Origin of the sequence: Mitsuaria sp. CC2 (assembly GCF_048957715.1) — a bacterium.
In the GTDB taxonomy this organism is placed as follows: domain Bacteria; phylum Pseudomonadota; class Gammaproteobacteria; order Burkholderiales; family Burkholderiaceae_C; genus Roseateles.
The window spans coordinates 1-22,914 of the sequence record NZ_JARVXN010000033.1 but is presented as its reverse complement, the minus strand read 5'-3'; the positions used below and the strand labels follow the sequence as shown (position 1 = coordinate 22,914).

The following is a 22,914-nucleotide window of genomic DNA, read 5'->3' as shown; positions in this document are numbered from 1 at the left end:
CACGATGTCCCGAGAAAGAGAACCGTCCGCGGCCGATCAGGCGCTGCGCGACCTGATGGGCCTGCTCGCGCTGCCGGCCCTGTGGGTGGGGCGCGACGCCGCCACCGTGCTCCAGCTGACCACCGAGGCGGTGAACCGCATCGTCGGCACGGCGGTCTGCCTGCTGCATGCGCCGCTGGTGCCGGACGCCGCGCCGGCGACGGTCCTCCAGCTCGGGGGCGTGCGCGTCTCGCAGGACGCCTGGACCGATTTCATCGTCGCCTGCCGGCAGATGCCCGACACCGCCGACAGCGCGACGGCGCTGGAATCGCCGTTGGGCACCCTGCGCGTGGTGCGGCTGTACCTGGGGCCGGCGGGGCGGGCCGGTAGCCTGTGGTTCGGCTCCTCCCGGCCCGATTTCCCGTCGCCCCATCAGAGCGCTTTCATGCGCGCGGCCGCGACGCTGGCATCGACGGGGCTGCATGCGGCCCGGCTGGACCACGAGCGCGAGCGCGCCGCGAGCGCGAAGGACGAATTCCTCGCCATGCTCGGGCACGAGCTGCGCAACCCGCTGGCGCCGATCTCCACGGCGCTCCACCTGATCCGGTTGCAGACGGGCCAGCTCTCGCGTGAGCATGAAATCATCGAGCGGCAGGTGGGCCATCTCTCCAAGCTGGTGGACGACCTGCTCGACATCACCCGCATCACGCGCGGGAAGATCGAGCTCTCGCGCGAGCCCGTGGACGTGCCTTTCCTGCTGACCGATGCGATCGAGGGCGTGAGCCCGCTGCTCGAGGAGCGCAATCACCTGCTGCGGGTCGCCTGCGAGGTCGGGCCGGAGCTGCGCCTGATGGGCGACCGGGCCCGGCTGCGTCAGGTCGTCGTCAACCTGCTGAGCAACGCCGCCAAGTACACGCCGACGAACGGCGAGATCCGCGTGGCGGCACGGGCCGTCGGCGATGCGCTGGTGATCGAGGTGCAGGACAACGGCGCGGGCATCGACGCGGACATGCTGCCGCGCGTGTTCGAGCTGTTCGAGCAGGGCTCGACGACGCTGGACCGCTCCAAGGGCGGCCTCGGCATCGGGCTGGCGATCGTCAAGCAGCTGGTCGAGATGCATCACGGCCAGGTGGCGGTGCACAGCGCCGGTCCGGGGCAGGGCGCGACCTTCCGCGTGACGCTGCCGGCGGAGATCCACGCCGTGCCGCCCCTGCCGGGACCGGCCACGGAGGCGCTGGACACGCTGCCGCCTGTGCAGGGCCGGGTGCTGGTGGTCGACGACAACCGCGACGCCGCCGAGACGCTGGGCATGGCGCTGCGATACGCCGGCTACGACGTCGTGACGACCACGCTGCCGCAGGAGGCGCTGGAGCGCGTGCGCGCGTCGCGCTTCGATGCCGCGGTGCTCGACATCGGGATGCCGGTCATCGACGGCTACCAGCTGGCGACGCTGATCCACCGCGAACTCGGCGAGGCCGCGCCGCGCCTGATCGCCCTGACCGGCTACGGTCAGGCGTCCGACCGCGACAAGGCGCTGAGCAGCGGCTTCGACGAACACATGGTCAAGCCGATCGATCTGGATCGCCTGACGCGCACCCTGGAGCGGCTGATCCGCGCGGACGCGCTCTAATCGAGGCTCATGAGCGCGCCCGATCTACTCCTCTCCTCGCCCGCCCCGGCCCCCGCGCCGGCGCATGTGGCCATCCTCGACGACGAGCCGGACATCACCCAGCTGCTGGCCGGCTACCTCGGCTCGCACGGCTTTCGCACCACCCAGCTCCACACCGGCCGCGCGCTGATGGACCTGATGGTGGCGGACACGCCCGATCTGGTGCTCCTGGACCTGGGGTTGCCGGGCGAGGACGGCTTCGTGATCGCACGTCAACTGCGCGAGCACTGGCGCTGCGGCCTGGTGATCGTCACCGGACGCGGCGATGCGGTGGACAAGGTCGTCGGACTGGAGGTCGGCGCGGACGACTACGTCACCAAGCCCTTCGACCTGCGCGAACTCGTCGCCCGCGCCAAGGCCGTCCTGCGTCGCCTGGCGCCCGTGCCGGCGCCGCCGCCGGCACAGTCGCTGGTAGTCGACGCGTCGGCTCATCCGCTGCTGCATTTCGAAGGCTGGACCGTCGACGTGCCCGCCCGTCGCGTGACCGGGCCGGACGGCGAGGAAGCCGCATTGACGACCGGCGAGTTCGACCTGCTGCACATCTTCCTGCTGCATCCGGGCCGCGTGCTGTCGCGCGACTTTCTGCTGGAGCAGACCCGGGGACGCGAGTCCGGGCCATTCGACCGCACGATCGACGTGCAGGTCGGGCGGCTGCGTCGGAAGCTCGGCGCGGATTCCGGCGAAGGCCAGTGGATCAAGTCGGTGCGGGGTGCCGGCTACCTGTTCGCGCCGAGGGTCACCTCGACGCGCTCGATCTGAGCGTCGCCATGAGCGAGCGTTCGTCTGTTGTCGATGAATCCGCCGTGTTCCGCGCGTTGTTCGCCGCATCGCCGGATGGACTGCTGCTGGTGGACGACCAGGGCCTGATCCGGCTTGCGAATCCGACGGCGAGCCTCCTGCTGGGATATCCCAACGAGGAACTGATCGGGGCCTCGGTCGAGATGCTGGTGCCCGACAGCATCCGCCCCGGACATGCCGCGTACCGGCGGGCCTACGAGGGGGCACCGCGCGCCCGGCCGATGGGCGGCACCGCCACCGAGCTGGTCGCGCGTCGCCGTGACGGGTCCGAGGTGCTCGTGGAGATCGCCTTGAGCCCGCTGCAGCCGCTGGGGCTGCCGTACACCATGGCCTCGATCCGCAGCGTCGCGGAGTACCCGCGGGTGCGCCAGGCGCTGCAACGGGCGCGCTACAGCGAGCACCTGGCACAACTCGGCAAGGTTGCCGTGGACTCGCTCGACCCGCGGGAGGTGTTGCGCCAGGTGCCGGCGATCGCGGCGCAGGCGCTGGAGGCGGACGTGGCGGTGGTGTTCCTGCTCGAACCGGGACGGACCGCCTTGCGCGTCGCAGGCGGCATCGGGCTGCTGGCAGAGGAAGGGCCCGGCTTCCTGGTGCCCAACCGCCCCGACACGCCGCAGGGGTTCGTGCTGGCGCAGGGCGGACCGGTCGTGGTGGAGGATTACGGCAGCGAACGACGCTTCGCCGTGCCCGGGGCGTATCGGCAGGCGGGGCTGGTGTCATCGCTGGCGGTCCCGCTGTCCGACCGGGGACGGGCCGTGGGCACCCTGGCCGTGCGTTCGCGCCAGCCGCGGCGCTTCGGCGAGGCGGAGGTCCGTTTCCTGGAATCGGTGGCCAACCTGCTGGGCACCTGCCTGCAGCGGGCGCAGACCGAGGAGGCGCTGCATCACTCGCAGCGGCTGGAGGCCGTCGGCCAACTGACGGGCGGCATCGCCCACGATTTCAACAATCTGCTGACGGTCATCCAGGGCAATCTGCAGGTGCTGGCCGAGCTGCCCGCGGTGACCGACGACGGCTTCGCGCCGCAACTGGTCGCGGCGGCCACACGGGCGTCGCGACGCGGCGCGGAACTGACCGGCAAGCTGCTGGCGTTCTCTCGCCGTCAGCGTCTGCAGCCGACCAGCGTCGACGTCGGCGCGATGATCCGCTCGCTGGCGGACATGCTGCGCCGCACGCTCGACCAGCGCATCCGCATCCGCATCGAGGTGGCTCCGGACTGTCCCGACGTGCAAGCCGATCCGGCGCAGTTGGAATCCGCGCTGCTCAACATCGCGATCAATGCCCGCGACGCGATGCCCGACGGGGGCGACCTGGTCTTCGAGGCCGAGCCTCTGGCGGCCATCCCGCCCGCACTGCGTCGCGAGCTGGAAGAGGACGAGGACGCGCCGACGCCGGCAGGGGCCGGCGACGGCTTGATGCGTTATGTCCGCATCGCGGTGTCGGACAGCGGTACGGGGATGCCGGAGGAGGTCAAGGAGCGCGCGTTCGAGCCGTTCTTCACGACCAAGCAGGCCGGCCGGGGCACCGGTCTCGGCCTGAGCACGGTCTACGGCTTCGCGCGCCAGTCGCTCGGGGCGATCGGCATCGACAGCGCGCCGGGTCATGGCACGACGCTGTCGCTGATCCTGCCGCAACCGCCGGTCACGCCCCGCGAGGCGGCCGAGCACGAGGCAGCGTCCGCGGCGGTGCCGCCGGGCCTGCGGGTGCTGTTGGTGGAAGATGACGCCGAGGTGCGCGCGGTCGCGCGCCGGTATCTGAACGATCTGCAGTGCAGCGTCACGGCCTGCGCCAATGCCGAGGAGGCCCTCCGCTACCTGAGCGCACTGACCGACCCCGTCGATCCGGGCGAGCCCGCCGCCGGCGGTCCTCTGCCGCATCTGTTGTTGAGCGACATCGCGCTCGGGGCCGGCATGCGCGGCACCGAACTGGCGACGCGCGTCCGCCAGACCTGGCCGGAGATCGCCGTGCTGCTGATGTCGGGATTCTCCGCGGAACTGCTGGCTTCGGGGCCGGGGAGCGCCTTGGGCTGGGACCTGCTGCCCAAGCCCTACGAGCGGGCCGCGCTGGCGCGAGCGATCGGGAAGGTGCTGGCGCGCTGAGACCTGGGCCGGCGCCGCGAGGCGCCGCGGACAGGCGGATCGGTCGGTCGATCGTTCGGTCGATGGGTCGGCCGGCTCACGCCGCCGCGGCCAGCTTCCCGCGCGACATCGAGCCGCCGATCACGAACTGTTCGAGCCTTTCCCGGTTGGGGATCGAGATCTGGCGCCGGCCGCGTTCGCCGAACACGATCAGGCCCTCGCGGTTCAGCTTGGACAGGCAGCGGCTGACCGTCTCGAGCGTCATGCCCAGGAAGTTGCCGAGATCGGCACGCGTCATGCGCAGCGTCAGTTCATCGGCGCGCAGACCGCGCTGATGCATGCTGCGCGCCCAGGCGCAGAGGAATTCCGCCACCCGCGCCAGCGAGGCCAACGTGCAGACCGACATCAGCGACTGGCGTTCATGGGTGATCTCCGCGCTCATGCCTTCGTGGACCACGGCCATCATCTCGGGATAACGCGCGCAGGCCTGCAGCAGCGTGTCGTAGGGAATGATGGAGATGTTGCCGGTGTCCATGGCCACCGCGTCGCAGGGGTGACGGCCCTGCGCGATGCCGCTGAAGCCCAGCCAGTCGCCGCGGAACTTCAGGCTCACGATCTGCTCGCGGCCGTCCAGGCTGCGGCTCACCAGCTTGAACGCGCCGGCATTGATCAGGTAGACCGTGTTGAAGGGCTGGGCCGCGCGGAAGAGCATGTCGCCGGCACGCACCACCTTGGCGGCGGGCTGGATGATGTCGCGGATGGTGCGCATCACCTCGAGCATGCGCTGCTGCGGATCGCGGGGGAACACCTGCGGTTCCGCGACGGACAGATGCAGCGGCGGGCGCGCCGACGGGCGGAGGTCCGGAGCGATCAGGCCGGGCGTGGCGCCCGCGAGGATCGTGTCGGCGAGCGGCAGCGGCTTGGCGAGGTCGCGGGGGACGGCGTTCGCCGAGTTCGCCGCGGGCGCCTGGCGGGGCCGGCTGGCCGGGACATCGCGCAGGCGGTCGCGGGGAAGGTCGCTCGGAGGGGAGGCGAGGGCGATGGCGCTGTGCATGATGGTCTCGTGGTTGAAGGGATTGCTGGTGATGCTAGGAATCGCCCGCAAACACGGAGTCAATCCTTGACATCGATCAGCAACAGTCGGTGAACCCTCGGTGACGGTTCGGTAACGACCTGCCGAGCCCGGACAGGCGGAGGACGCCCGCGAGTGCTGGCCGTCGTGCTCGTTGACATCGATCAACCCCTTCTTCCGGAAGCTGACTAGGCTGCACACCTCGCTTCTCTCGTCGTTCGTTCCGAACATGCCCCCAGCCGACCCGCATCTGCGTATGACGCCTCAGCCCTTGCTGGGCCTGCGTCTGGGGATGGTGTGCGGGGATGAGGCCGCGCCGGGACCGACGCTGCTCAAGCAGGCGGCCGTGGAACTCGGCGCGCAGGTCACGGTGCTGGATGCGGTCCGGGTGCTGGAGGACGGCGCCGCGCTGGAAGAGATGGCGGGCCTGCTCGGTCACCTGTATGGCGCGATCGCGTGCGACGGGTTGCCGCCGGCGGTGATGCGCCGCTTGGCGGCGGCCGCCGTGGTGCCGGTCCTGGATGTGCAGACGGTACAGGCGATGCACGCGCCCGCCGTCGGGCGCGGCATCGAGGCGGCGGAGCGCCGCCGCCTCTTGCAGGCGGCGCTGCTGGCCGCGCTGCGCTGAGTCGCGTTGAATCGCGTTGAATTGCGTCGAGCCGCCCCGAGCGGAGGACTCAAGCCTTCGGCAGCGTCTTGTACTGCTGGCCGACCGGCGTCAGCACGCCGGTGTTGCCGAACAGGCTGGTGAAGTGCACGTCGTTGTTCCAACGACCGGTGAACCAGGCGTAACGTTCCACGTCGCTGCGGTTTTCGCAGACGGCGACCATGTCGGCCATCTGGGCCTTCTGCTTGTCCGAGGTGTCGATGTGCGGCCCGGCGCCGTTATGCCAGTTGGCCATCTCGGTGACCCAGAACGGCTTGCCGTACTTTGTGAGCCGGTCCAGCTGGTCCTTGAGGCCGTAGTCGTACCAGTGGAAGGCCAGCGCATCGATCTGCGGGTCGCGACCGCCGTTGGCGGCGCGATAGGCGGCGATGAACGCATCCATCCACACGACGGGGTCGCTGAAGTTGGCCATCGTGCCCCAGGTGATCGCCGGGCCCACGATCTTCACGCCGGTCTGGCGTGCGACGTCCTCGTAACGCGGCCATTGCGCTGCGGCGTCGGCGGGCGAGAGGTTGGCCTGGTCGGTCAGGTTGGGTTCGTTGAGTACCAGGAGGTACTTCACCGTCGGACGCGCCTTCAACGCCGCCACGACCTGCGTCGTGTTGAAGTTGAAATTCCACAGCATCGGCACGTGTTCCAGCGCGCCGGCGATCGACGGCTGCGACTGCACGCTTGACGCCGGCTGGAGCGCCCAGTTGTCCCACCAGCCGACGCTGCCGCCGGACAGCGCGGTGAAGTCGGCCGCGTCCTTGAGGTCGTAGGCGACCCCGCGCTTGACCGTGGGGGCGGGCGCCGGGGATGGCGGGGGCGGCGGGGGCGGCGGGGGCGATGCCGGCGGCGAACCCGATGGCGGAGGCGCGGCTGGAGGGGGCGGCGAAGCGGGAGGCGATCCCGACGGCGGCGGTGCGGCCGGGGGCGGCGGCGAGGCGGGCGGGGATCCCGACGGCGGCGGGGAGGCCGGCGGCGATCCAGGGGACGGTGCCGCCGGTGTCGCCGGCGACTCTCCGCCGCTGCCGCCACCGCCGCAGGCGGACAGCAGCGCGCTCGCGCCAGCCAGCGTCAGCAGGCGACGGCGATCGACGCCGGGCGGCAACGGGGCGACGAGCGTGGGCGCGGACGGCGCGACCAACGCCGTCGTCGGCGCGGAGAGGGGGGAGTCAGCCGGGTGATTCATGGGGGAGAGCTCTTGCAGCGTTGGATCGCCTGTCCCCCACGCAGGGGACAGGTCTTGCGGGGCCGCAGTATGAGTGGCCCGCGCTGTTCTTGTCCCGCACCGAAACACATTGTTAATGTTGCTGACGGCTGGCATTCATCCTGGTACCTCGGAAGAGGGTGTCCTGCGCCTGGTCGAGGAACCTGCGCTTGACTTGCGCTGTGGCGGCAATCCCTAGGCTGAGCGCCCCGCTGTGGAGCCAAAGTGACTTTCGACCACTGCGCTCGGTTACAGCCCTCAATAGAGTCCATGGCATGCAACCGTTTTGCTGCCTCCGACGCGATGGCTGACCTCGACCTCGATTCACTGCTGGCTCCCTTGCAGGACGACGCCCCATGCGGCGCCGACCTGGAGTACGACCCTGCCTTCCTCGCCCTGGAAGCGGCGGGTGCGGGCAAACCCGAGCAGCAGTTCGGCGACACCATCATTGCGGCGGAGGAGCCCGACTGGCACGCCGTCCAGGAGCAGGCCCTGACGCTGGCCAGACGGACCCGCGACCTGCGTGTCGCCGTGTGGCTGGTGCGCGCCGGTGCCCGGCTCCAGGGTTTGAGCGCCGCCCTCGACGGTCTGGCGCTGATCCGCGGTCTGCTGGAGCAGCAGTGGGCGCATGTGCACCCGCAACTGGACGCCTCCGATCACGACGATCCCACGATGCGCATGAACGCGCTGCAGCCGTTGACCAGCGTCATGGCCGGCATCGCCGACCTGCGGGCCGCGAGCCTCACCGGCCAGCGCGGCGGTCCGCGCGTGCGCGACGTGGAACTGGCGCTGGGCAATGCCGACCCGATGGGCGATGAGTCCGTGCCGTCGCCCGAAGGCCTGATGGCCGGGCTGTCGTCGCAGGCCGCCAACGATCCGGCCTTCGCCGCCCGCCTTCATGAAGCGCTGCCGACGGTGCAAGGCATCGTCGCGGCGATCGAAGCGCCGCTCGGCGCCGGCCAGGGGCCTGATTTCTCGGCGCTGCTGCGTCTGTTCAAGCCGCTGGCCGCGGCCGCCGGGCAACTGCAGGGGCAGGGCGGCGGCGACGCCGTCGCTTCGGACGGCGCCACCGGCGCGCCGGCAGCGGCGTTCGGCGGCGTGGCCGTCGGCGCGGTCTCCGCGCCCGGCACGATCGCCAGCCGCGAGGACGCCGTCCGCGCGCTGCAACGCGCCTGCGAATGGATCGAACGCCACGAGCCCAGCAACCCCGCGCCGCTGCTGATCCGCCGCGCGCAGCGGCTGATGAGCAAGAGCTTCATGGAAATCATGCGCGACCTGAATCCCGACGGCGTGCATGAGATCGAGAAGCTCGCCGGCACGACCAGCGAATAAAGCGCCCGACCTCGATACCGACCCCGATACCGACGCCGTTCTTCAACGTCACCCCCTTTCACCCGATCCCGCTTCAAGGAGCACCCCATGGCCACCAGCAGCCAGAAGTTCATCGCCAGGAATCGCGCCCCGCGCGTGCAGATCGAGTACGACGTCGAGCTCTACGGCGCCGAGAAGAAGGTGCAGCTGCCCTTCGTGATGGGCGTGCTGTCGGACCTGTCGGGCAAGCCCACGGAGCCGCTGCCGCCGGTGTCGGACCGCAAGTTCCTGGACTTCGACGTCGACAACTTCGACGCCCGCATGAAGGCCATGAAGCCGCGCGTCTCGTTCGCCGTGCCCAACACGCTGACCGGCGAAGGCAACCTGATGGTCGACCTGACCTTCGAGTCGATGGACGATTTCTCGCCGGCCGCGGTCGCGCGCAAGGTCGACGGCCTCAAGCAGCTGCTCGAGGCGCGCCAGCAGCTCGCCAACCTGATCACCTACATGGACGGCAAGGCCGGCGCCGAGCAGCTGATCGCCAAGGTCGTCAAGGACGAGGCGCTGCTGAAGTCGCTGGCCACGGCCCAGAAACCGGCCGACGGCGGCGCGCAGTAAGCGCGGCGTCAACGTCATCCAGAAACCGACGGACCCCACGGAGCACGCACCATGGCCGATGAGACCCTCGCGCAACACGCGCCTTCACTGCAGGGCATCGAGTACGAAGGCGGCGAATTCGCCTCGCTGCTGAACAAGGAATTCAAGCCCAAGACCGACGAGGCGAAGTCCGCCGTCGAGCAGGCGGTGCTGACGCTGGCGCAGCAGGCGCTGTCGCAGACCACGCTGATCGGCAGCGACGTCATCGTCTCGATCGAGGCCATGATCGCCGAGATCGACAAGAAGCTGTCCGAGCAGGTCAACGCGATCCTGCACCATGCCGAGTTCCAGCAGCTGGAATCGGCCTGGCGCGGCCTGCACTACCTGGTCAACAACACCGAGACCGACGAGCAGCTCAAGATCCGCGTGATGAGCATCTCGAAGAACGACCTCGGCAAGACGCTCAAGCGCTACAAGGGCACGGCCTGGGATCAGAGCCCGATCTTCAAGCGCGTCTACGAAGAGGAATTCGGCCAGTTCGGCGGCGAACCCTTCGGCGCCATCGTCGGCGACTACTACTTCGACCACAGCCCGCCCGACGTCGAGCTCCTGGGCGAGATCGCCAAGGTCTCGGCCGCCGCCCACTCGCCCTTCATCGCCGCGGTGAACCCGTCGCTGATGCAGATGGGATCCTGGCAGGAGCTCGCGAATCCGCGCGACCTGACCAAGATCTTCAGCACGCCCGAGTACGCCGCGTGGAAGTCGCTCCGCGAGTCCGACGACGCACGCTACATCGGCCTGGCCATGCCGCGTTTCCTGGCGCGCCTGCCCTACGGCTCGAAGACGAATCCGGTCGAGGACTTCAACTTCGAGGAAGAGACCGGCGGCGGCGAACACGCCAAGTACACGTGGGCCAACTCGGCCTACGCGATGGCGACCAACATCAACCGCTCGTTCAAGACCTACGGCTGGTGCACCCGCATCCGCGGCGTGGAAGCGGGCGGCGCGGTCGAGGGCCTGCCGGCCCACACCTTCCCGACCGACGAGGGCGGCGTGGCGATGAAGTGCCCGACGGAAATCGCGATCAGCGACCGCCGCGAGGCCGAACTCGCCAAGAACGGCTTCATGCCGCTGGTGCACCGCAAGAATTCGGACTTCGCCGCGTTCATCGGCGCGCAGTCGCTGCAGAAGCCCGCCGAGTACGACGACCCCGACGCCACCGCCAACGCCAACCTGGCCGCGCGGCTGCCCTACCTGTTCGCCTGCAACCGCTTCGCGCATTACCTGAAGTGCATCGTGCGCGACAAGGTCGGCTCGTTCAAGGAACGCGGCGACATGGAGAAGTGGCTCAACAAGTGGATCATGAATTACGTCGACGGCGATCCGGCGAACTCGTCGGAGACGACGAAGTCGCAGAAGCCGCTGGCGTCCGCGGAAGTGGTCGTCGAGGAGATTCCGGGCAACCCCGGCTACTACTCGTCGAAATTCTTCCTGCGCCCGCATTACCAGCTCGAAGGCCTGACCGTGTCGCTGCGTCTGGTCTCGACGCTGCCGTCGCAGAAGGGCAAGTGATCACGGCGATGACCGCCGCGCGGTCGTCGCCCCAAGCATTTGAGAATCGCGCGCGACGACGCGCGACGTGTTGAAGGGAGCGCCTCCGAAGGCGCGTTCTGAACTTTCGAGGCACCCCGCCATCCGGATCTTTCGAGGTCCGAAATCCCTGGTCTCCGTCGCGGTCAGCGTCGAGGCGGAGACCGTTTTCACAGAGTTCATCTAGGAGAAACCGACCATGACGATCGACGCCAATCTGAAGTTCGCCGGAGTCGAAGGCGAATCCACCCACAAGGACCACAAGGGCGAGATCGACCTGCTGGCCTGGTCGTGGGACGTGCGTCAGGAAAGCACCGCCGCCGCCGGTACCGGCTCGGGCAAGGGCAAGGGCGTTCCTGGCCAGTTCGTGTTCGCGCACTACTACGACAAGGCGTCCCCGGTGCTGGCCAAGGCCTGCGCCTCGGGCAAGCACTTCGACCAGGCCGTGCTGACCTGCCGCAAGGCCGGTGAAGGCCAGCAGGACTTCCTGAAGGTCACCCTGAAGCAAGTCCTCGTGACCGCCGTCTCCCCGTCCGCTTCGGCCGGCGGCGAGATCAGCGAAAGCGTGTCGGTGTCCTACGCCGACATCGAGTTCGAGTACAAGGCACAGGACGCCAAGGGCGGCCTGGGCGGCGCGGTCAAGTTCGGCTGGAACGTGGCCACGACCGAAACGCGTTGATATGTTGAACGGGGAAGGGCCGGCTTCGCGCCGGCGCTTCCTCTTCGACGATCCCGCGGCGCGACGGACTCCGGTCCGGCGCGCCGCGCTCGGACAACGAATGACGGTACGGCGGTGGGTGATCCCGTCGAGTGCCGTCGGGTGCCAGCAGGTGCCGTCATCCGTTGTCCATGCCGGAGCGAAAGATGAATCCGTTGACCAGCGGCGCGAGCAGCGCCGACATGTACCTGGACCTGTCGCTCAAGCGCGCGGGCAAGGTCAAAGGCGAATCCACCTCGGCGGGCCACGCCAACGACATCGTCGTGCGCGGCTTCAGCTGGGGCGTGGGGGCGGCGGGCGATGCCGTGGCCGGTCAGCAGACCGGTCGCCGCAGCTACCGCCAGCTGACGATCACCAAGGGCCTGGACAGCGCGAGCACCGCGCTGATGAGCGCCGTGGCGACCAACGACGAGGTCAAGAGCTCCAAGCTCTACCTGCGCAAGGCCGGCGGCTCGCAGGAGGACTACTTCTGCCTGACGCTGGAGAAGGCGCGCATCGCGTCCTACGACATCAACTGCGACGAGACCGGCGCGCCGGTGGAGCGCATCTCGATGAGCTTCCAGAAGGTCAACATCGAGTACCGCACCCAGAACGCCAAGGGCGCGATGGGCGGCACGCACACCTTCGACGACGACCTCACCTGAGGTCCTTCCGGCGCGCCCGCGGGCCCGCCGGGGCATTGAATTCCACGGGAGTCTTGAATGAGCGCAGTGCAGGAACTGCTGGCGGCGGGCCGCCCGACTGAGGCGCTGGCCGCGGCGCAGGCGGAAGTCCGTCAGCGTCCGCAGGACGCGAAGCTGCGCACGATGCTGTTCCAGCTGCTGGCGGTGACGGGCCAGTGGGCGCGCGCGGCCGCGCAGCTGGAAGTCTGCGGCGAGCTCGACGCCGGCACGCTGGCGATGGTCAACACCTACCGCGAAGCGCTGAAGTGCGAGCTGGTGCGCGAGGCCGTCTTCGAGGGCCGCACCACGCCGATGGTGATGGGCGAGCCGGCCGAATGGGTCGCGAACCTGGTGCATTCGCTCAAGGTCGAGCATGACGGCGACATCGCCGGCGCGCGGCAGCTGAGAGCGCAGGCGCTGGACGCCGCGCCCGCGAGCGCGGGCGCGATCGACGGCCAGGCCTTCGACTGGATCTGCGACGGCGATTCGCGCATCGGTCCGGTGCTGGAGGCGGTGATCAACGGCCGCTACTGCTGGGTGCCGTTCTCCGCGATCAAGGAGATCCACATCGAGGCGCCGACCGACCTGCGCGACCTCGTGTGGGCGCCGGCGCACCTCGAATTCCCCAACGGCGGCGGCTCCGTCGCGCTGATCCCGACGCGGTATCCGCGCACGGTGGCTTTCGACGACGAGCGCGTCTGGATGGCGCGCCGCACCGAATGGCAGCCGCTGCCGGGCTCGCAGGACGACCAGTACGCCGGCGTCGGTCAGCGCGTGCTGATGACCGACCAGGGCGAGACGGGGCTGCTCGACGCGCGCCTCATTGAACTGAGGTCTTGAATGAATCGAGAGTTGCTGCCCACCTGTTCGCGCGGGGGGGCTCGCGCCGCGTTCGCCGTGGTCTTGGTGGGTTGCCTGGCTGCTACGTCGGCCTGGGCTGATGGTGTTGCAAAGGAGCCCGCGTCGGTCTTCGCGAGCGCCAAGTCAACCAAGACTGCCAAGAAGCCCGGCGACTGGCGCAAGCTGGATGCCGGTGCCTGCTCGCCGCTGAGTGCGGAAGACAAGGCGCGCCTGCCCGCTGCGTGGCAGCCTTACCTGGCTTTCACGCGGCGATGCGAGATGGCTGCGCCAGCAGCTTCGGCGCAAGTCGCGTTGATTTCGATCTTCACTCTCGAGTATTACGAGGGGAAGCCCGACGACGCGCCTTGGGAGAAATTCCCGACGCCACTGCTGGTGGATCGCGAGTTCCGCTGCCTGGGTGGACTCTCGCAGCTCTTCCCGTGGGATCAGCCGGCCATGCTGGAGATCCGGCACGGACGCTGGAAGGGTGGCATCCCGCAAGAGATCAGGATTCATGTGGACAACCCGGCCGTGAGCGGACCGTATGACCTGCCGACGCTGCAATGGAATGCGTCCCAGCGCCGCTATTACCCCGTCGGCCCGACCGACTCCAAGGAAGATCCATGTCCGAAGTCGTGACACCGGTGGACCGCCAAGCGGTGGCCAAACTCGAGCGTGTGGCAGGCGAGGCCTACATCAAGTACCCGAAGTCGTGCAGCCATTCCGTCTGGTATGTGATCAAGCAGTTCTTGCCGGACCAGCCCTACATGGTCGCGAACGCCCTGATCCCGGCGCTGATCCAGGACAAGCGTTGGAAGGAAACGCCGCTGAGCGAGGTGGCGGAACGCGCCAGCCGAGGCGAGTTGATCGTCGGCGGCGCGACGCAGGACGGAAATGGGCATGTCGTGGTCGCACTGCCGCGAGCGGAAAAGTTCAACGGCGGATTCGACATCACGGTCGGTGGCAAGCAGATCAGGGCACGGGCCACGGGTCTCTATCCGCTGGCGATGTCGACCTCCATCGGCAGTTGGCCCGGTGCCATGAGCAACGGGGACAAGACGGTCTTTGATGCGTGGGGCAAGGATGCCGCCTTCAACAAGGTGAAGTTCTGGCGCCTTGACACTTCCAGTGCACCCTGACCGGTCGATCCGACGGGCATCGCCTCGCACCTCATGAGCCAGATCCACCGCGACCGCCTGCAACCGGCCCTGCTGGACCGGCTGACCGACGACGATCCCTTCCACCGCGTCGAGGCGGAGGAACGCCGCGTCATGACCAAGTCGCAGCTGCGCCAGGCGGTGCTGCGCGACCTGGGCTGGCTGTTCAACGCCATCCAGCCGATGGGCAAGGAATGCGATCCCTACGGCCACGTGGGCGACAGCGTGCTGAACTTCGGACTGCCGGCGCTGTCGGGGCAACTGGCCTCGCGCATCGACGTGCACCTGCTGGAGAAGCAGATCCGCCAGGCCATCCTGCGCTTCGAGCCGCGCATCCTGCCCGACACGCTGGAGGTCCGGGCGATCGAGACGCAGAGCGTCATGGACACGCACAACGTGATCGAGTTCGACATCCGCGGCCACCTGTGGGCGCAGCCGATCCCGCTGGAGATCCTGCTGCGCACGCAGATGGACCTCGAGGCCGGCCAGGTCGAAGTGCGCGAGGGTTGAGGACATGGATCCGCGCCTGCTGCGCCTGTATAACGACGAACTCGCCCACCTGCGCGAGGTCGGCGCCGAGTTCGCGCGCGACTTCCCGAAAATCGCCGCCCGGCTCGGGCTGGAGGACGCCGAGGTCGCCGACCCCTACGTCGAACGGCTGCTGGAGGGCTTCGCCTTCCTGTCCGCGCGCGTGCAGCTCAAGCTGGACGCGGAACACCCGCGGCTGATCTCGCACCTGCTGGAATCGATCTACCCGAACTTCCTGGCGCCCATCCCGTCGATGATGATCGCGCGCCTGAGCGTCGATCCGACCGACCCCAACCTGTCCAAGGGCCACCCGGTGCCGCGCGGCAGCGTGCTGCAGTCCGGCATCCCGCGCGGGCAGGACACGCGCTGCGAGTTCCGCACCGCCCACGACCTCACGCTGTGGCCGCTGACGCTGGACGACGTCCAGTACTTCACCCACGCGCCGGACCTGCCGATGACGCGCCTGCCCGATGCGGCGGGCAGCCGCGGCGGCGTGCGGCTGAAGATCAGCACCGGCGGCGGCATCCCCGTGCGGCAGCTCGGACTGGACCGGCTCGCGCTGTACCTGAGCGCGCCGGACGAGGTCGCCTACAAGCTGCATGAACTGGCGCTCGGCGCGCCGCTGGGCACCTTCGTCACCGGCGAGGGCATCGATGCGGCTACCGTGCCGGTGCAATGGCGGACCGCGACGAGCATCCGCCCGCTGGGCTTCGCGCCCGACGAGGCGCTGCTGCCCGAGACGCACCGGATCTTTTCCGGCAGTCGGCTGATGCAGGAACTCGCGGCCATGCCGCGGCGCTTCCTGTTCCTGGAGATCGATCAGCTCGCCGACCGCCTGGCGCGCATCGACGGCACTTCCTTCGAGATCGTGCTGTTCTTCTCCCGCGGCGACGGATCGCTGGAGGCGATGGTCGATGCCGACAGCATCTCGCTGCACTGCACGCCCGCGATCAATCTCTTCCCGAAGCGGCTGGACCGGATCCAGCTCGGCACGGGGAGCTGGGAATATCACGTCGTGCCGGACCGCACCCGGCCGATCGACTACGAAGTCCACAGCCTGCAGTCGGTGACCGGCTACGGTGCCGGCGCGCTCGGCCAGCAGGGCTTCGCGCCGCTCTACGCCACGTATCACGAGGCGCCGCCCGAGGCGCCCGGTTTCTACACTGCGCGGCGCGAACCGCGGCTCATGTCCACGCGCCAGAAGGACCAGGGCCCGCGCACCGGCTACATCGGCGACGAGGTCTTCATCTCGCTGGTCGATCCGCGCCACGCGCCGTATCGCGAGGACATCCGGCAGCTGTCGGTGTCCGCCCTGGTCACCAACCGCGACCTGCCGATGCTGCTTCCTCACAACGGCGCGGGCATGTGGCGGCTGGACGCGGCCGGTCCGGTGCTCAAGGTCGAGGCGGTGCATGGGCCGACGCGGCCGGTGAACCGCCAGCCGGCGGGCGAGGCGGGCTGGAGCCTGGTCGGCCTGCTGACGCAGCAGCAGCTGCCGTGGGGCGACGAACCGCCCGCGCAGGCGGCGGCGACGCTGCGACGGCTCCTTGCGTTGTACGGACCTCCCGGCGACCCGGGCTGGTTGCGGCAGGTCGAAGGCGTGCGCGCCGTCGAGGCCAAGCCCGTCGTGCGCCGTCTTCCGTTCACGGGACCGCTGAGCTACGGCACCGGGGCCGAGATCACGCTGGAACTCGATGAACACGCCTTCCAGGGCCACAGCAGCTTTCTCTTCGCCAGCGTGCTGGAGCGCTACTTCACGCGTCACGCGGCGATCAACAGCTTCACGCAGCTGAGCCTGCGCACGACGCAGCGCGGCCTGGTGAAGCGCTGGGCGCCGCGCATCGGCGGCGACGCCGAAGGACGCGGCGATCGGGCCCGGGACGAGGAGCGCGGATGAACGCGCAGGGTCCGGGAACCACCTCCGACGATGCCGGCTCCGATGCGGGGTCCGCTACCGGGTCCGACGCTGCAGCCGATGACAGCGCCGCGCCGTCACCGGCCTCGCTGCTGGCGCGCCGGCCCGAGAAGCGCAACGAACCCGATGCCGCCGCGTTGCGCGCCTTGTTCGAAGACGTCGAGGCGACGCCCTGGGCGCACGATTTCTTCGCACTGCTGCGGCGTATCGAAGGGCTGACGCCGGACATGCCGCGACTCGGTCGCGGCCTGCGCCCGTCGCAGGAGGCGATCCGGCTGGGCCAGGAGCCTGAGCTCGATTTCGCGCCGGCGTCGCTGCAGAGCCTGACGCGCGGCCAGAACCCGGCGCCGCGCCTGGGCGTGCGTTTCTTCGGCCTGCTCGGTCCGCAGGGGCCGATGCCGCTGCACCTGACCGAGTACACGCGCGAGCGGCTGCATCAACGCGGCGATCCGACGTTGAGCCGTTTCCTCGACGTCTTCCATCACCGGCTGCTGCTGCACTTCTACCGCGCCTGGGCGCAGTCGCAGCCGGCCGTCCAGCATGACCGCCCGGCGACGGACCGCTACGCGGCCTGGCTGGGCGCGGCGACCGGGCTCGACGGCGCGCAGCGGCCCGGCGATTCGCTGCCGCAGACGGCGCGCCTGTTCCAGGCCGGTCTGCACGGCGGTCGCGCGCAGCATCCGGAAGGCCTGGCCAAGATCCTGTCCTCCCACTTCAAGGTGCCGGTGCGCATCGAGCAGCACGTGCCGCACTGGCTGCCCGTCGAGGACGGCGAGCGCACGCGGCTGGGCTTCGCGCGCCAGCGGCCCGAACGCATCGGCCGCGAGCTGCCGCGCCTGGGCCGCAACACCTCCGCGGGCAACAAGGCCTGGGACCGGCAGTACCGTTTCCGCGTCGTCCTGGGCCCGCTCACACTGCGCCAGTACGAGGGCTTCCTGCCCGACGGCGACGCGTGGCGGCCGCTGAACGACTGGATCCGGCAATACGTCGGCCACAACCTGCAATGGGAGCTGCAGCCCGTGCTTCGTCGCGACGAGGTGCCCGCCGCGGCGCTCAGCGGCGGCGCGCGCCTGGGCTTCACTTCCTGGACGGGCCGCTCGGGCGGCCGTCCGCATCGTCACGACCGGGGCGACCTGCACCTGCATCCGCATCAGCGGGTGAAGGGACGGGCCACGCCGCCGGCATCCAAGGGAGCATCGACATGACTGAAATCTCGCGCACCAGCCTCTTCGGCAAGCTCAACCCGCTGGCCTACAAGGCGATCGAAGGCGCCACCGTGTTCTGCAAGCTGCGGGGCAATCCCTACGTCGAGCTGCAGCACTGGCTCTACCAGATCCTCAACACGCCCGACTCCGACCTGCATCGCATCGTCAAGCATTACGGCCTGGATGCGGCGCAGCTGTCGTCCGACCTGATGGCCTCGCTGGACCGGCTGCCGCGCGGCGCGACGTCGGTGACCGACCTGTCGAGCTGGGTCGAGAACGCCGTCGAGCGCGGCTGGGTCTACGGCTCGCTGATGTTCGGCGACCAGCAGGTGCGCACCGGTCACCTGGTGCTGGGCCTGCTGAAGACGGCGTCGATGCGCAACGTGCTGCTGTCGGTGTCCAAGCAGTTCGAGAAGATCAACGTCGACGACCTGGGCGAGAAGTTCAACCAGATCCTCGAAGGCTCGCCCGAGCGTGCGATGCGCGCCGCCGAACCGGGCGCCGCGCCCGGCGATGCCAGCGGCGCGATCGCGCCCGCGGCCATGGGCAAGCAGGAGGCGCTCAAGCGCTACGCGGTCGACCTGACGGAGCGCGCGCGCAACGGCGAGATCGATCCCATCGCCGGCCGCGACGAGGAGATCCGCCAGATCGTCGACATCCTGATGCGCCGCCGCCAGAACAACCCGATCCTCACGGGCGAGGCGGGCGTGGGCAAGACCGCGGTGGTGGAAGGTTTCGCGCTGCGCCTGGCGCAGGGCGACGTGCCGCCGCAGCTGAAGGACGTGTCGCTGTACATGCTCGACATCGGCCTGCTGCAGGCCGGTGCGAGCATGAAGGGCGAATTCGAGAACCGCCTGCGCCAGGTCATCGACGAGGTGCAGGCCTCGGCCAAGCCGATCATCCTGTTCATCGACGAAGCGCACACGCTGATCGGCGCGGGTGGCGCGGCCGGGACCGGCGACGCGGCCAATCTGCTCAAGCCTGCGCTGGCGCGCGGCAAGCTGCGCACGATCGCGGCGACCACGTGGGCCGAGTACAAGAAGCACATCGAGAAGGATCCCGCGCTGACGCGGCGTTTCCAGGTCGTGCAGGTGCCCGAGCCCGACGAGCACAAGGCGGTGCTGATGCTGCGCGGCGTGGCGTCCATCCTGGAGAAGCACCACCGCGTGGCGCTGCTCGACGAGGGCATCGAGGCCGCGGTGCGCCTGAGCCATCGCTACATCCCGGCGCGTCAGCTACCGGACAAGGCGGTGAGCCTGCTTGACACGGCCTGCGCGCGCGTGGCGGTGAGCCAGCATGCGACGCCGGCGGAACTCGAGGACTGCCTGCGCCGCATCCAGGCGCTGGAGATCGAGCGCGAGATCATCGGCCGCGAAGGCGCGATCGGCATGGACGTCGCGGAGCGCAAGCAGCGCGTGGCGACGCAGCTGGACGAGGCGCAGACTCGCAAGGCCGAGCTGGACGCCCGTCACCTGAAGGAAAAGGGCATGGTCGACCGCGTGCTGGAACTGCACGCGTTGCTGCGCAAGGACGGCGAGGGCGCGCCTGAGGAAGCGGAGCGCGACACGCTGCTGGGCGAGCTCGCCGGGCTGCGCGCCGAACTGACGACGCTGCAGGGCGATGCGCCGCTCATCCTGCCGCAGGTCGATGAACAGGCGGTGGCCGCGGTGGTGCAGGACTGGACTGGCATCCCGGTCGGCCGCATGGTGCGCAACGAGGTGCAGGCCGTGCTGCAGCTGGCGGACACGCTGAACCAGCGCGTCGTCGGCCAGCGTCACGCGCTGGAGATGATCGCCAAGCGCATCGAGGTGTCGCGCGCCGGGCTGGACAACCCGAGCAAGCCGATCGGCGTGTTCCTGCTGGCGGGGACCTCGGGCGTGGGCAAGACGGAGACGGCGCTCGCGCTGGCCGAAGCGCTCTACGGCGGCGAGCAGAACGTCATCACCATCAACATGAGCGAGTTCCAGGAGGCCCACACGGTCTCAACGCTCAAGGGGTCGCCCCCGGGCTACGTCGGTTATGGCGAGGGCGGCGTGCTGACCGAGGCGGTGCGCCGCCGGCCCTACAGCATCGTGCTGCTGGACGAGGTGGAGAAGGCCCACCCGGACGTGCACGAGCTGTTCTTCCAGGTCTTCGACAAGGGCCGGATGGAAGACGGCGAGGGTCGCCACATCGACTTCAAGAACACCATCATCCTGCTGACCAGCAACGCGGGCAGCGACCTGATCATGAAGCTGTGCGCGGATCCGGAGCTGATGCCGGAACCGGAAGGCATCGCCAAGGCGCTGCGCGAGCCGCTGCTGAAGATCTTCCCGGCGGCGCTGCTGGGCCGCCTGGTGACGATCCCGTACTACCCGCTGAGCGAGGAGATGCTGGGCCAGATCGTGCGCCTGCAGCTCGGCCGCATCCAGAAGCGCGTGGGCGAGAACCTGGGCGTGCCGCTGACCTTCGGCGACGACGTGGTGAAGCTGATCATCAGCCGCTGCAACGAGGTGGAAAGCGGCGGCCGCGTCGTCGACGCGATCCTCACGAACACGGTGCTGCCGCGCATCAGCCGCGAGTACCTCACCCGCGTCACCAACGGCCAGGCGATCACCAAGGTCGAGCTGGCGGTGAAGGACGGGGACTTCGACTACGCGTTCGATTGAGAGGCTGGCTCCAAGAGGGCTTCATTACTGCCACCGTCGCTGGCCCTCACCCCCGCCCTCTCCCGCAAGCGGGAGAGGGAGTGAGAATGCACCGAGCCATTCGGAGCAAGAGCACTGGGGTGGCTCTCCCGCGAGCGGGGGCTCGAATGCACCGAGCCGTTCGGAGCAGGATCACTGGGGTGGCCCCCTCTCCCGCACTGCGGGAGAGGGTGGGGGTGAGGGCCAGCGGCCGTGGCAGTCAGCCGCTCACTTCGCCCGGATCGACATCCCGCCGTTCTCGCCCGCCGGATCTCCGTCGACGATCCGCTCGTCGACTTTCCCCTCGCAGCCTTTCGCTGAGCACTGGTAGTTCACCAGCCTGACCGGCTTGGCGGCCTTGGGCTCGCCGCGCTCGATCACGGGAAGCAAGACCTGACCCGCGCTCGCTGCCTGCAGCGAATCGCAGCCGGCCCAGTACCCGACGAATCGATGCGCCGGTCCCGCCGGCTTGTCGCCGCTGAACGGCACCAGCACCACGCTGGTCCAGCGCTGGTACACGCCGCTCTTGCCGATGCCGGTGTGCGTGAACTCCATGCAGGTGCCCCATCGCTGGCCGCCGGCCATGACGCGATAGGCGTCCGTCGACGTCCAGTCGATGTCCGGCAGCGATTCGACGCCCATCGGCTTGTGCTGGACGAGCACGAGCTGCTTCCCGCCCGGCGCCTTGGCGAAACCGCCCTTGTCGCGGTCCAGGCGCAGCTCGCCGACGTCGACGAAGCAGCCCTGCGGGCCGCACCAGCCTTCGGTCTTGATCGGTTCCAGGACGGTCGGTGTCGCGCTGCCGCGGAGCAGGTCGCGCAGTTCCGTCGCATTCCTCGCAACCGCGTCGGCATGCGCCGCGCACGCGGCGAAGAGCGAGCCGGCGAGGGCGGCCGCGGCGATCTGTAGCAGTCGGGACGGGCTGGGCATCAGTCGTACACCTTGTTGTTGGTGGCCTTCACGAAGGCGTCGTTGTACTTCCAGAAGATCGTCCCGCCGTACGCGGCGGTGGACTCGTACTTGTAGTCCCATTTTCCGCGCAGCTTGGTCTTCGCGCCGGCCGCGCTCCGCCACCATTCTTCACCGGGGACGTCCTTGTCCTTGATGCCGTAGATGTTGTGCTTCGCATCGGTGATATGGATGCCGGCCTTGACCTTGGGATGCTTGTCGTAGTTCGACTTGATGTCGGCGCCGTCCCAGAAGTAGCCGCCGTTGGCGTAGTCGGTGCCGGTGGCGCTGAGTGCGTTGCGCGCGCCTCGCACGGCCTCGCTCATGCCGATGTCGGCGGCGATCTCGTCGGCGGTCGCCTTCTTGAGCTTGTCGTGCCGCTGGTTGCCGTCATGGGCCGCGAAGGCGAAGGTCTTGTCTTTCTTGATGAAGGCGCTGATCGTCGCGAAGCCGCGCGCCTTCTGCTGGCGCACCAGCACATTGGCGATGGCGGCCATCTCCTCGTAGACGTTGCCCGTCGATCCCTCGCCGTAGGCGACGGCGGCCAGTGCGCGGGTGTCGTCGTCGATCGCGGCCGCCTTCTCAGCGCGCGGCGCGGCGCCGACCGGCGACACCAGCGGCGACGCCGAGCGGATCATCGTGCCCTCGTCGATCTCGTGTGTGTTGGCTCCGGCGCCCAGGGGGCCGGGAATGCGTGTCGCCATGGGCGCTTCCTTCGCAATGCGGATGCTCCGCACGGTACCGGGCAGGGCGGGCGGGCCGAAGTGACTTTGGCCTCTGCACAGGCGGGAATTCGCAACGGGATGTTTCAATCGAGGCAAGCACTGCCCCCATGTCGGGGGAAGGCGCTGGACTTCGGGGCGATCCCCGCCCGAAGTGACCTTCGCCTCTTACCCGCGCGATAAGCGCCCCCTACTGTGCGGCCAGGACGATTCAGCAAGATCCATGGCCTCACCTTTCCGCCTCAAGACCGCCTTGCCTGAAGACACTCTGCGCGTGCACACCTGTGTGTCGCGGGAGGGTCTGAGCGACGCCGGAGACACTGTGCTGACGCTGTTGAGCGAGCGCAAGGACATCCAGGCCTCGGAGCTGCTGGGCAAGCCCGCGACGCTGACTATCGCGCTGCGCGACGACGCGCCGCGTTACTTCAGCGGCTACGTGACGCGCTTCGCGCAGCGCGGCTTCGAGGGCAAGCACTGCGTCTACGAGATGCAGCTCAAGCCGTGGCTGTGGCTGCTGTCTCGGACCTCGGACTGCCGGATCTTCCAGGAGCTGTCGGTCCCCGACATCGTCAAGCAGGTCTTCGAGGACCACCCGGTCGCGCG

The 22,914-nt window shown here is 69.1% G+C and carries 21 protein-coding genes; 17 read left to right on the top strand and 4 right to left on the bottom strand.

The window, feature by feature from the left end; all coding sequences use genetic code 11:
* Positions 1-4: 4 nt before the first annotated feature.
* Genes PV762_RS21530 through PV762_RS21520 form a run of 3 tightly spaced genes read left to right on the top strand, consistent with a single transcriptional unit; the run spans position 5 to position 4,542 of the window.
* On the top strand, positions 5-1,609 hold the full coding sequence (locus tag PV762_RS21530; protein ID WP_421037045.1) for a hybrid sensor histidine kinase/response regulator: 1,605 nt from the start codon (positions 5-7) through the stop codon (positions 1,607-1,609).
* A gap of 9 nt (positions 1,610-1,618) precedes the next feature.
* Positions 1,619-2,407, top strand: coding sequence for a response regulator (locus PV762_RS21525; protein WP_421037044.1), 789 nt, complete (start codon positions 1,619-1,621; stop codon positions 2,405-2,407).
* Positions 2,408-2,415: 8 nt separating this feature from the next.
* On the top strand, positions 2,416-4,542 hold the full coding sequence (locus PV762_RS21520; protein WP_421037043.1) for a GAF domain-containing protein: 2,127 nt from the start codon (positions 2,416-2,418) through the stop codon (positions 4,540-4,542).
* Positions 4,543-4,618: 76 nt separating this feature from the next.
* Here the strand turns inward: PV762_RS21520 and PV762_RS21515 are convergent, their stop codons facing one another.
* A complete protein-coding gene (locus tag PV762_RS21515; protein WP_421037042.1) occupies positions 4,619-5,575 on the bottom strand; it encodes a Crp/Fnr family transcriptional regulator in 957 nt (318 codons plus the stop codon).
* A 247-nt stretch (positions 5,576-5,822) separates the two neighbouring features.
* Here PV762_RS21515 and PV762_RS21510 point away from each other — a divergent pair, with 247 nt between their 5' ends.
* Positions 5,823-6,221, top strand: a complete 399-nt coding sequence (locus PV762_RS21510) for a hypothetical protein (RefSeq protein WP_421037041.1) — start codon at positions 5,823-5,825, stop codon at positions 6,219-6,221.
* 49 nt (positions 6,222-6,270) lie between these two features.
* Here the strand turns inward: PV762_RS21510 and PV762_RS21505 are convergent, their stop codons facing one another.
* Complete coding sequence (locus PV762_RS21505) at positions 6,271-7,434, bottom strand: glycosyl hydrolase (protein WP_421037040.1); 1,164 nt, start codon at positions 7,432-7,434, stop codon at positions 6,271-6,273.
* A gap of 288 nt (positions 7,435-7,722) precedes the next feature.
* Here PV762_RS21505 and tssA point away from each other — a divergent pair, with 288 nt between their 5' ends.
* From tssA to tssH, 12 genes are all read left to right on the top strand, one after another.
* Entirely contained in the window at positions 7,723-8,784 is a 1,062-nt protein-coding gene (gene tssA / locus PV762_RS21500) for a type VI secretion system protein TssA (protein ID WP_421037039.1), read from the top strand.
* 87 nt (positions 8,785-8,871) lie between these two features.
* Positions 8,872-9,381 carry a type VI secretion system contractile sheath small subunit gene (gene tssB / locus PV762_RS21495; RefSeq protein WP_067271509.1) on the top strand — a complete coding sequence of 170 codons (510 nt, stop codon included), beginning with the start codon at positions 8,872-8,874 and terminating at the stop codon, positions 9,379-9,381.
* A gap of 51 nt (positions 9,382-9,432) precedes the next feature.
* Positions 9,433-10,932, top strand: a complete 1,500-nt coding sequence (gene tssC / locus PV762_RS21490) for a type VI secretion system contractile sheath large subunit (protein ID WP_421037038.1) — start codon at positions 9,433-9,435, stop codon at positions 10,930-10,932.
* Between the two features lie 217 nt (positions 10,933-11,149).
* Positions 11,150-11,629, top strand: a complete 480-nt coding sequence (locus PV762_RS21485) for an Hcp family type VI secretion system effector (protein WP_067271515.1) — start codon at positions 11,150-11,152, stop codon at positions 11,627-11,629.
* Positions 11,630-11,814: 185 nt separating this feature from the next.
* The gene (locus PV762_RS21480) at positions 11,815-12,312 is read left to right on the top strand and encodes an Hcp family type VI secretion system effector (protein WP_421037037.1); all 498 of its coding nucleotides are present in this window, start codon (positions 11,815-11,817) and stop codon (positions 12,310-12,312) included.
* A gap of 57 nt (positions 12,313-12,369) precedes the next feature.
* Positions 12,370-13,170, top strand: a complete 801-nt coding sequence (locus PV762_RS21475; protein WP_421037036.1) for a type VI secretion system accessory protein TagJ — start codon at positions 12,370-12,372, stop codon at positions 13,168-13,170.
* Entirely contained in the window at positions 13,171-13,809 is a 639-nt protein-coding gene (locus PV762_RS21470; protein WP_421037035.1) for a hypothetical protein, read from the top strand.
* On the top strand, positions 13,794-14,309 hold the full coding sequence (locus PV762_RS21465) for a hypothetical protein (RefSeq protein WP_421037034.1): 516 nt from the start codon (positions 13,794-13,796) through the stop codon (positions 14,307-14,309). Before PV762_RS21470 ends, PV762_RS21465 begins: the two co-directional genes overlap by 16 nt.
* Before the next feature lie 33 nt (positions 14,310-14,342).
* Positions 14,343-14,837 (top strand): type VI secretion system baseplate subunit TssE, encoded by a 495-nt coding sequence (gene tssE, locus PV762_RS21460; RefSeq protein WP_088404496.1) that lies wholly within the window; start codon positions 14,343-14,345, stop codon positions 14,835-14,837.
* 4 nt (positions 14,838-14,841) lie between these two features.
* Complete coding sequence (tssF, locus tag PV762_RS21455) at positions 14,842-16,752, top strand: type VI secretion system baseplate subunit TssF (RefSeq protein ID WP_421037033.1); 1,911 nt, start codon at positions 14,842-14,844, stop codon at positions 16,750-16,752.
* On the top strand, positions 16,749-17,975 hold the full coding sequence (tssG, locus tag PV762_RS21450) for a type VI secretion system baseplate subunit TssG (RefSeq protein WP_421037032.1): 1,227 nt from the start codon (positions 16,749-16,751) through the stop codon (positions 17,973-17,975). The genes tssF and tssG overlap by 4 nt, the downstream gene beginning before the upstream one ends.
* On the top strand, positions 17,972-20,623 hold the full coding sequence (gene tssH, locus PV762_RS21445; protein WP_421037031.1) for a type VI secretion system ATPase TssH: 2,652 nt from the start codon (positions 17,972-17,974) through the stop codon (positions 20,621-20,623). Before tssG ends, tssH begins: the two co-directional genes overlap by 4 nt.
* Positions 20,624-20,869: 246 nt before the next feature.
* Here the strand turns inward: tssH and PV762_RS21440 are convergent, their stop codons facing one another.
* Entirely contained in the window at positions 20,870-21,571 is a 702-nt protein-coding gene (locus tag PV762_RS21440; protein ID WP_421037030.1) for a hypothetical protein, read from the bottom strand.
* The gene (locus tag PV762_RS21435; protein ID WP_421037029.1) at positions 21,571-22,293 is read right to left on the bottom strand and encodes a hypothetical protein; all 723 of its coding nucleotides are present in this window, start codon (positions 22,291-22,293) and stop codon (positions 21,571-21,573) included. The genes PV762_RS21440 and PV762_RS21435 overlap by 1 nt, the downstream gene beginning before the upstream one ends.
* Positions 22,294-22,564: 271 nt before the next feature.
* Between PV762_RS21435 and PV762_RS21430 the strand changes: the two genes are divergently transcribed.
* Positions 22,565-22,914 (top strand): contractile injection system protein, VgrG/Pvc8 family (locus PV762_RS21430; RefSeq protein WP_421037028.1); only part of this gene is annotated, 350 nt, incomplete at its 3' end.

Excerpts from the sequence above, each read along its gene's own strand:
- tssB (WP_067271509.1), top strand. The coding sequence starts at position 8,872 with ATGGCCACCAGCAGCCAGAAGTTCATCGCCAGGAATCGCGCCCCGCGC.
- PV762_RS21505 (WP_421037040.1), bottom strand. The coding sequence starts at position 7,434 with ATGAATCACCCGGCTGACTCCCCCCTCTCCGCGCCGACGACGGCGTTG.
- PV762_RS21485 (WP_067271515.1), top strand. The coding sequence starts at position 11,150 with ATGACGATCGACGCCAATCTGAAGTTCGCCGGAGTCGAAGGCGAATCC.
- PV762_RS21465 (WP_421037034.1), top strand. The coding sequence starts at position 13,794 with ATGTCCGAAGTCGTGACACCGGTGGACCGCCAAGCGGTGGCCAAACTC.
- PV762_RS21520 (WP_421037043.1), top strand. The coding sequence starts at position 2,416 with ATGAGCGAGCGTTCGTCTGTTGTCGATGAATCCGCCGTGTTCCGCGCG.
- tssH (WP_421037031.1), top strand. The coding sequence starts at position 17,972 with ATGACTGAAATCTCGCGCACCAGCCTCTTCGGCAAGCTCAACCCGCTG.
- PV762_RS21510 (WP_421037041.1), top strand. The coding sequence starts at position 5,823 with ATGCCCCCAGCCGACCCGCATCTGCGTATGACGCCTCAGCCCTTGCTG.
- tssG (WP_421037032.1), top strand. The coding sequence starts at position 16,749 with ATGAACGCGCAGGGTCCGGGAACCACCTCCGACGATGCCGGCTCCGAT.
- PV762_RS21480 (WP_421037037.1), top strand. The coding sequence starts at position 11,815 with ATGAATCCGTTGACCAGCGGCGCGAGCAGCGCCGACATGTACCTGGAC.
- tssF (WP_421037033.1), top strand. The coding sequence starts at position 14,842 with ATGGATCCGCGCCTGCTGCGCCTGTATAACGACGAACTCGCCCACCTG.
- PV762_RS21530 (WP_421037045.1), top strand. The coding sequence starts at position 5 with ATGTCCCGAGAAAGAGAACCGTCCGCGGCCGATCAGGCGCTGCGCGAC.
- tssC (WP_421037038.1), top strand. The coding sequence starts at position 9,433 with ATGGCCGATGAGACCCTCGCGCAACACGCGCCTTCACTGCAGGGCATC.
- PV762_RS21435 (WP_421037029.1), bottom strand. The coding sequence starts at position 22,293 with ATGGCGACACGCATTCCCGGCCCCCTGGGCGCCGGAGCCAACACACAC.
- PV762_RS21470 (WP_421037035.1), top strand. The coding sequence starts at position 13,171 with ATGAATCGAGAGTTGCTGCCCACCTGTTCGCGCGGGGGGGCTCGCGCC.
- PV762_RS21525 (WP_421037044.1), top strand. The coding sequence starts at position 1,619 with ATGAGCGCGCCCGATCTACTCCTCTCCTCGCCCGCCCCGGCCCCCGCG.
- tssA (WP_421037039.1), top strand. The coding sequence starts at position 7,723 with ATGGCATGCAACCGTTTTGCTGCCTCCGACGCGATGGCTGACCTCGAC.
- PV762_RS21440 (WP_421037030.1), bottom strand. The coding sequence starts at position 21,571 with ATGCCCAGCCCGTCCCGACTGCTACAGATCGCCGCGGCCGCCCTCGCC.
- PV762_RS21475 (WP_421037036.1), top strand. The coding sequence starts at position 12,370 with ATGAGCGCAGTGCAGGAACTGCTGGCGGCGGGCCGCCCGACTGAGGCG.
- PV762_RS21515 (WP_421037042.1), bottom strand. The coding sequence starts at position 5,575 with ATGCACAGCGCCATCGCCCTCGCCTCCCCTCCGAGCGACCTTCCCCGC.
- tssE (WP_088404496.1), top strand. The coding sequence starts at position 14,343 with ATGAGCCAGATCCACCGCGACCGCCTGCAACCGGCCCTGCTGGACCGG.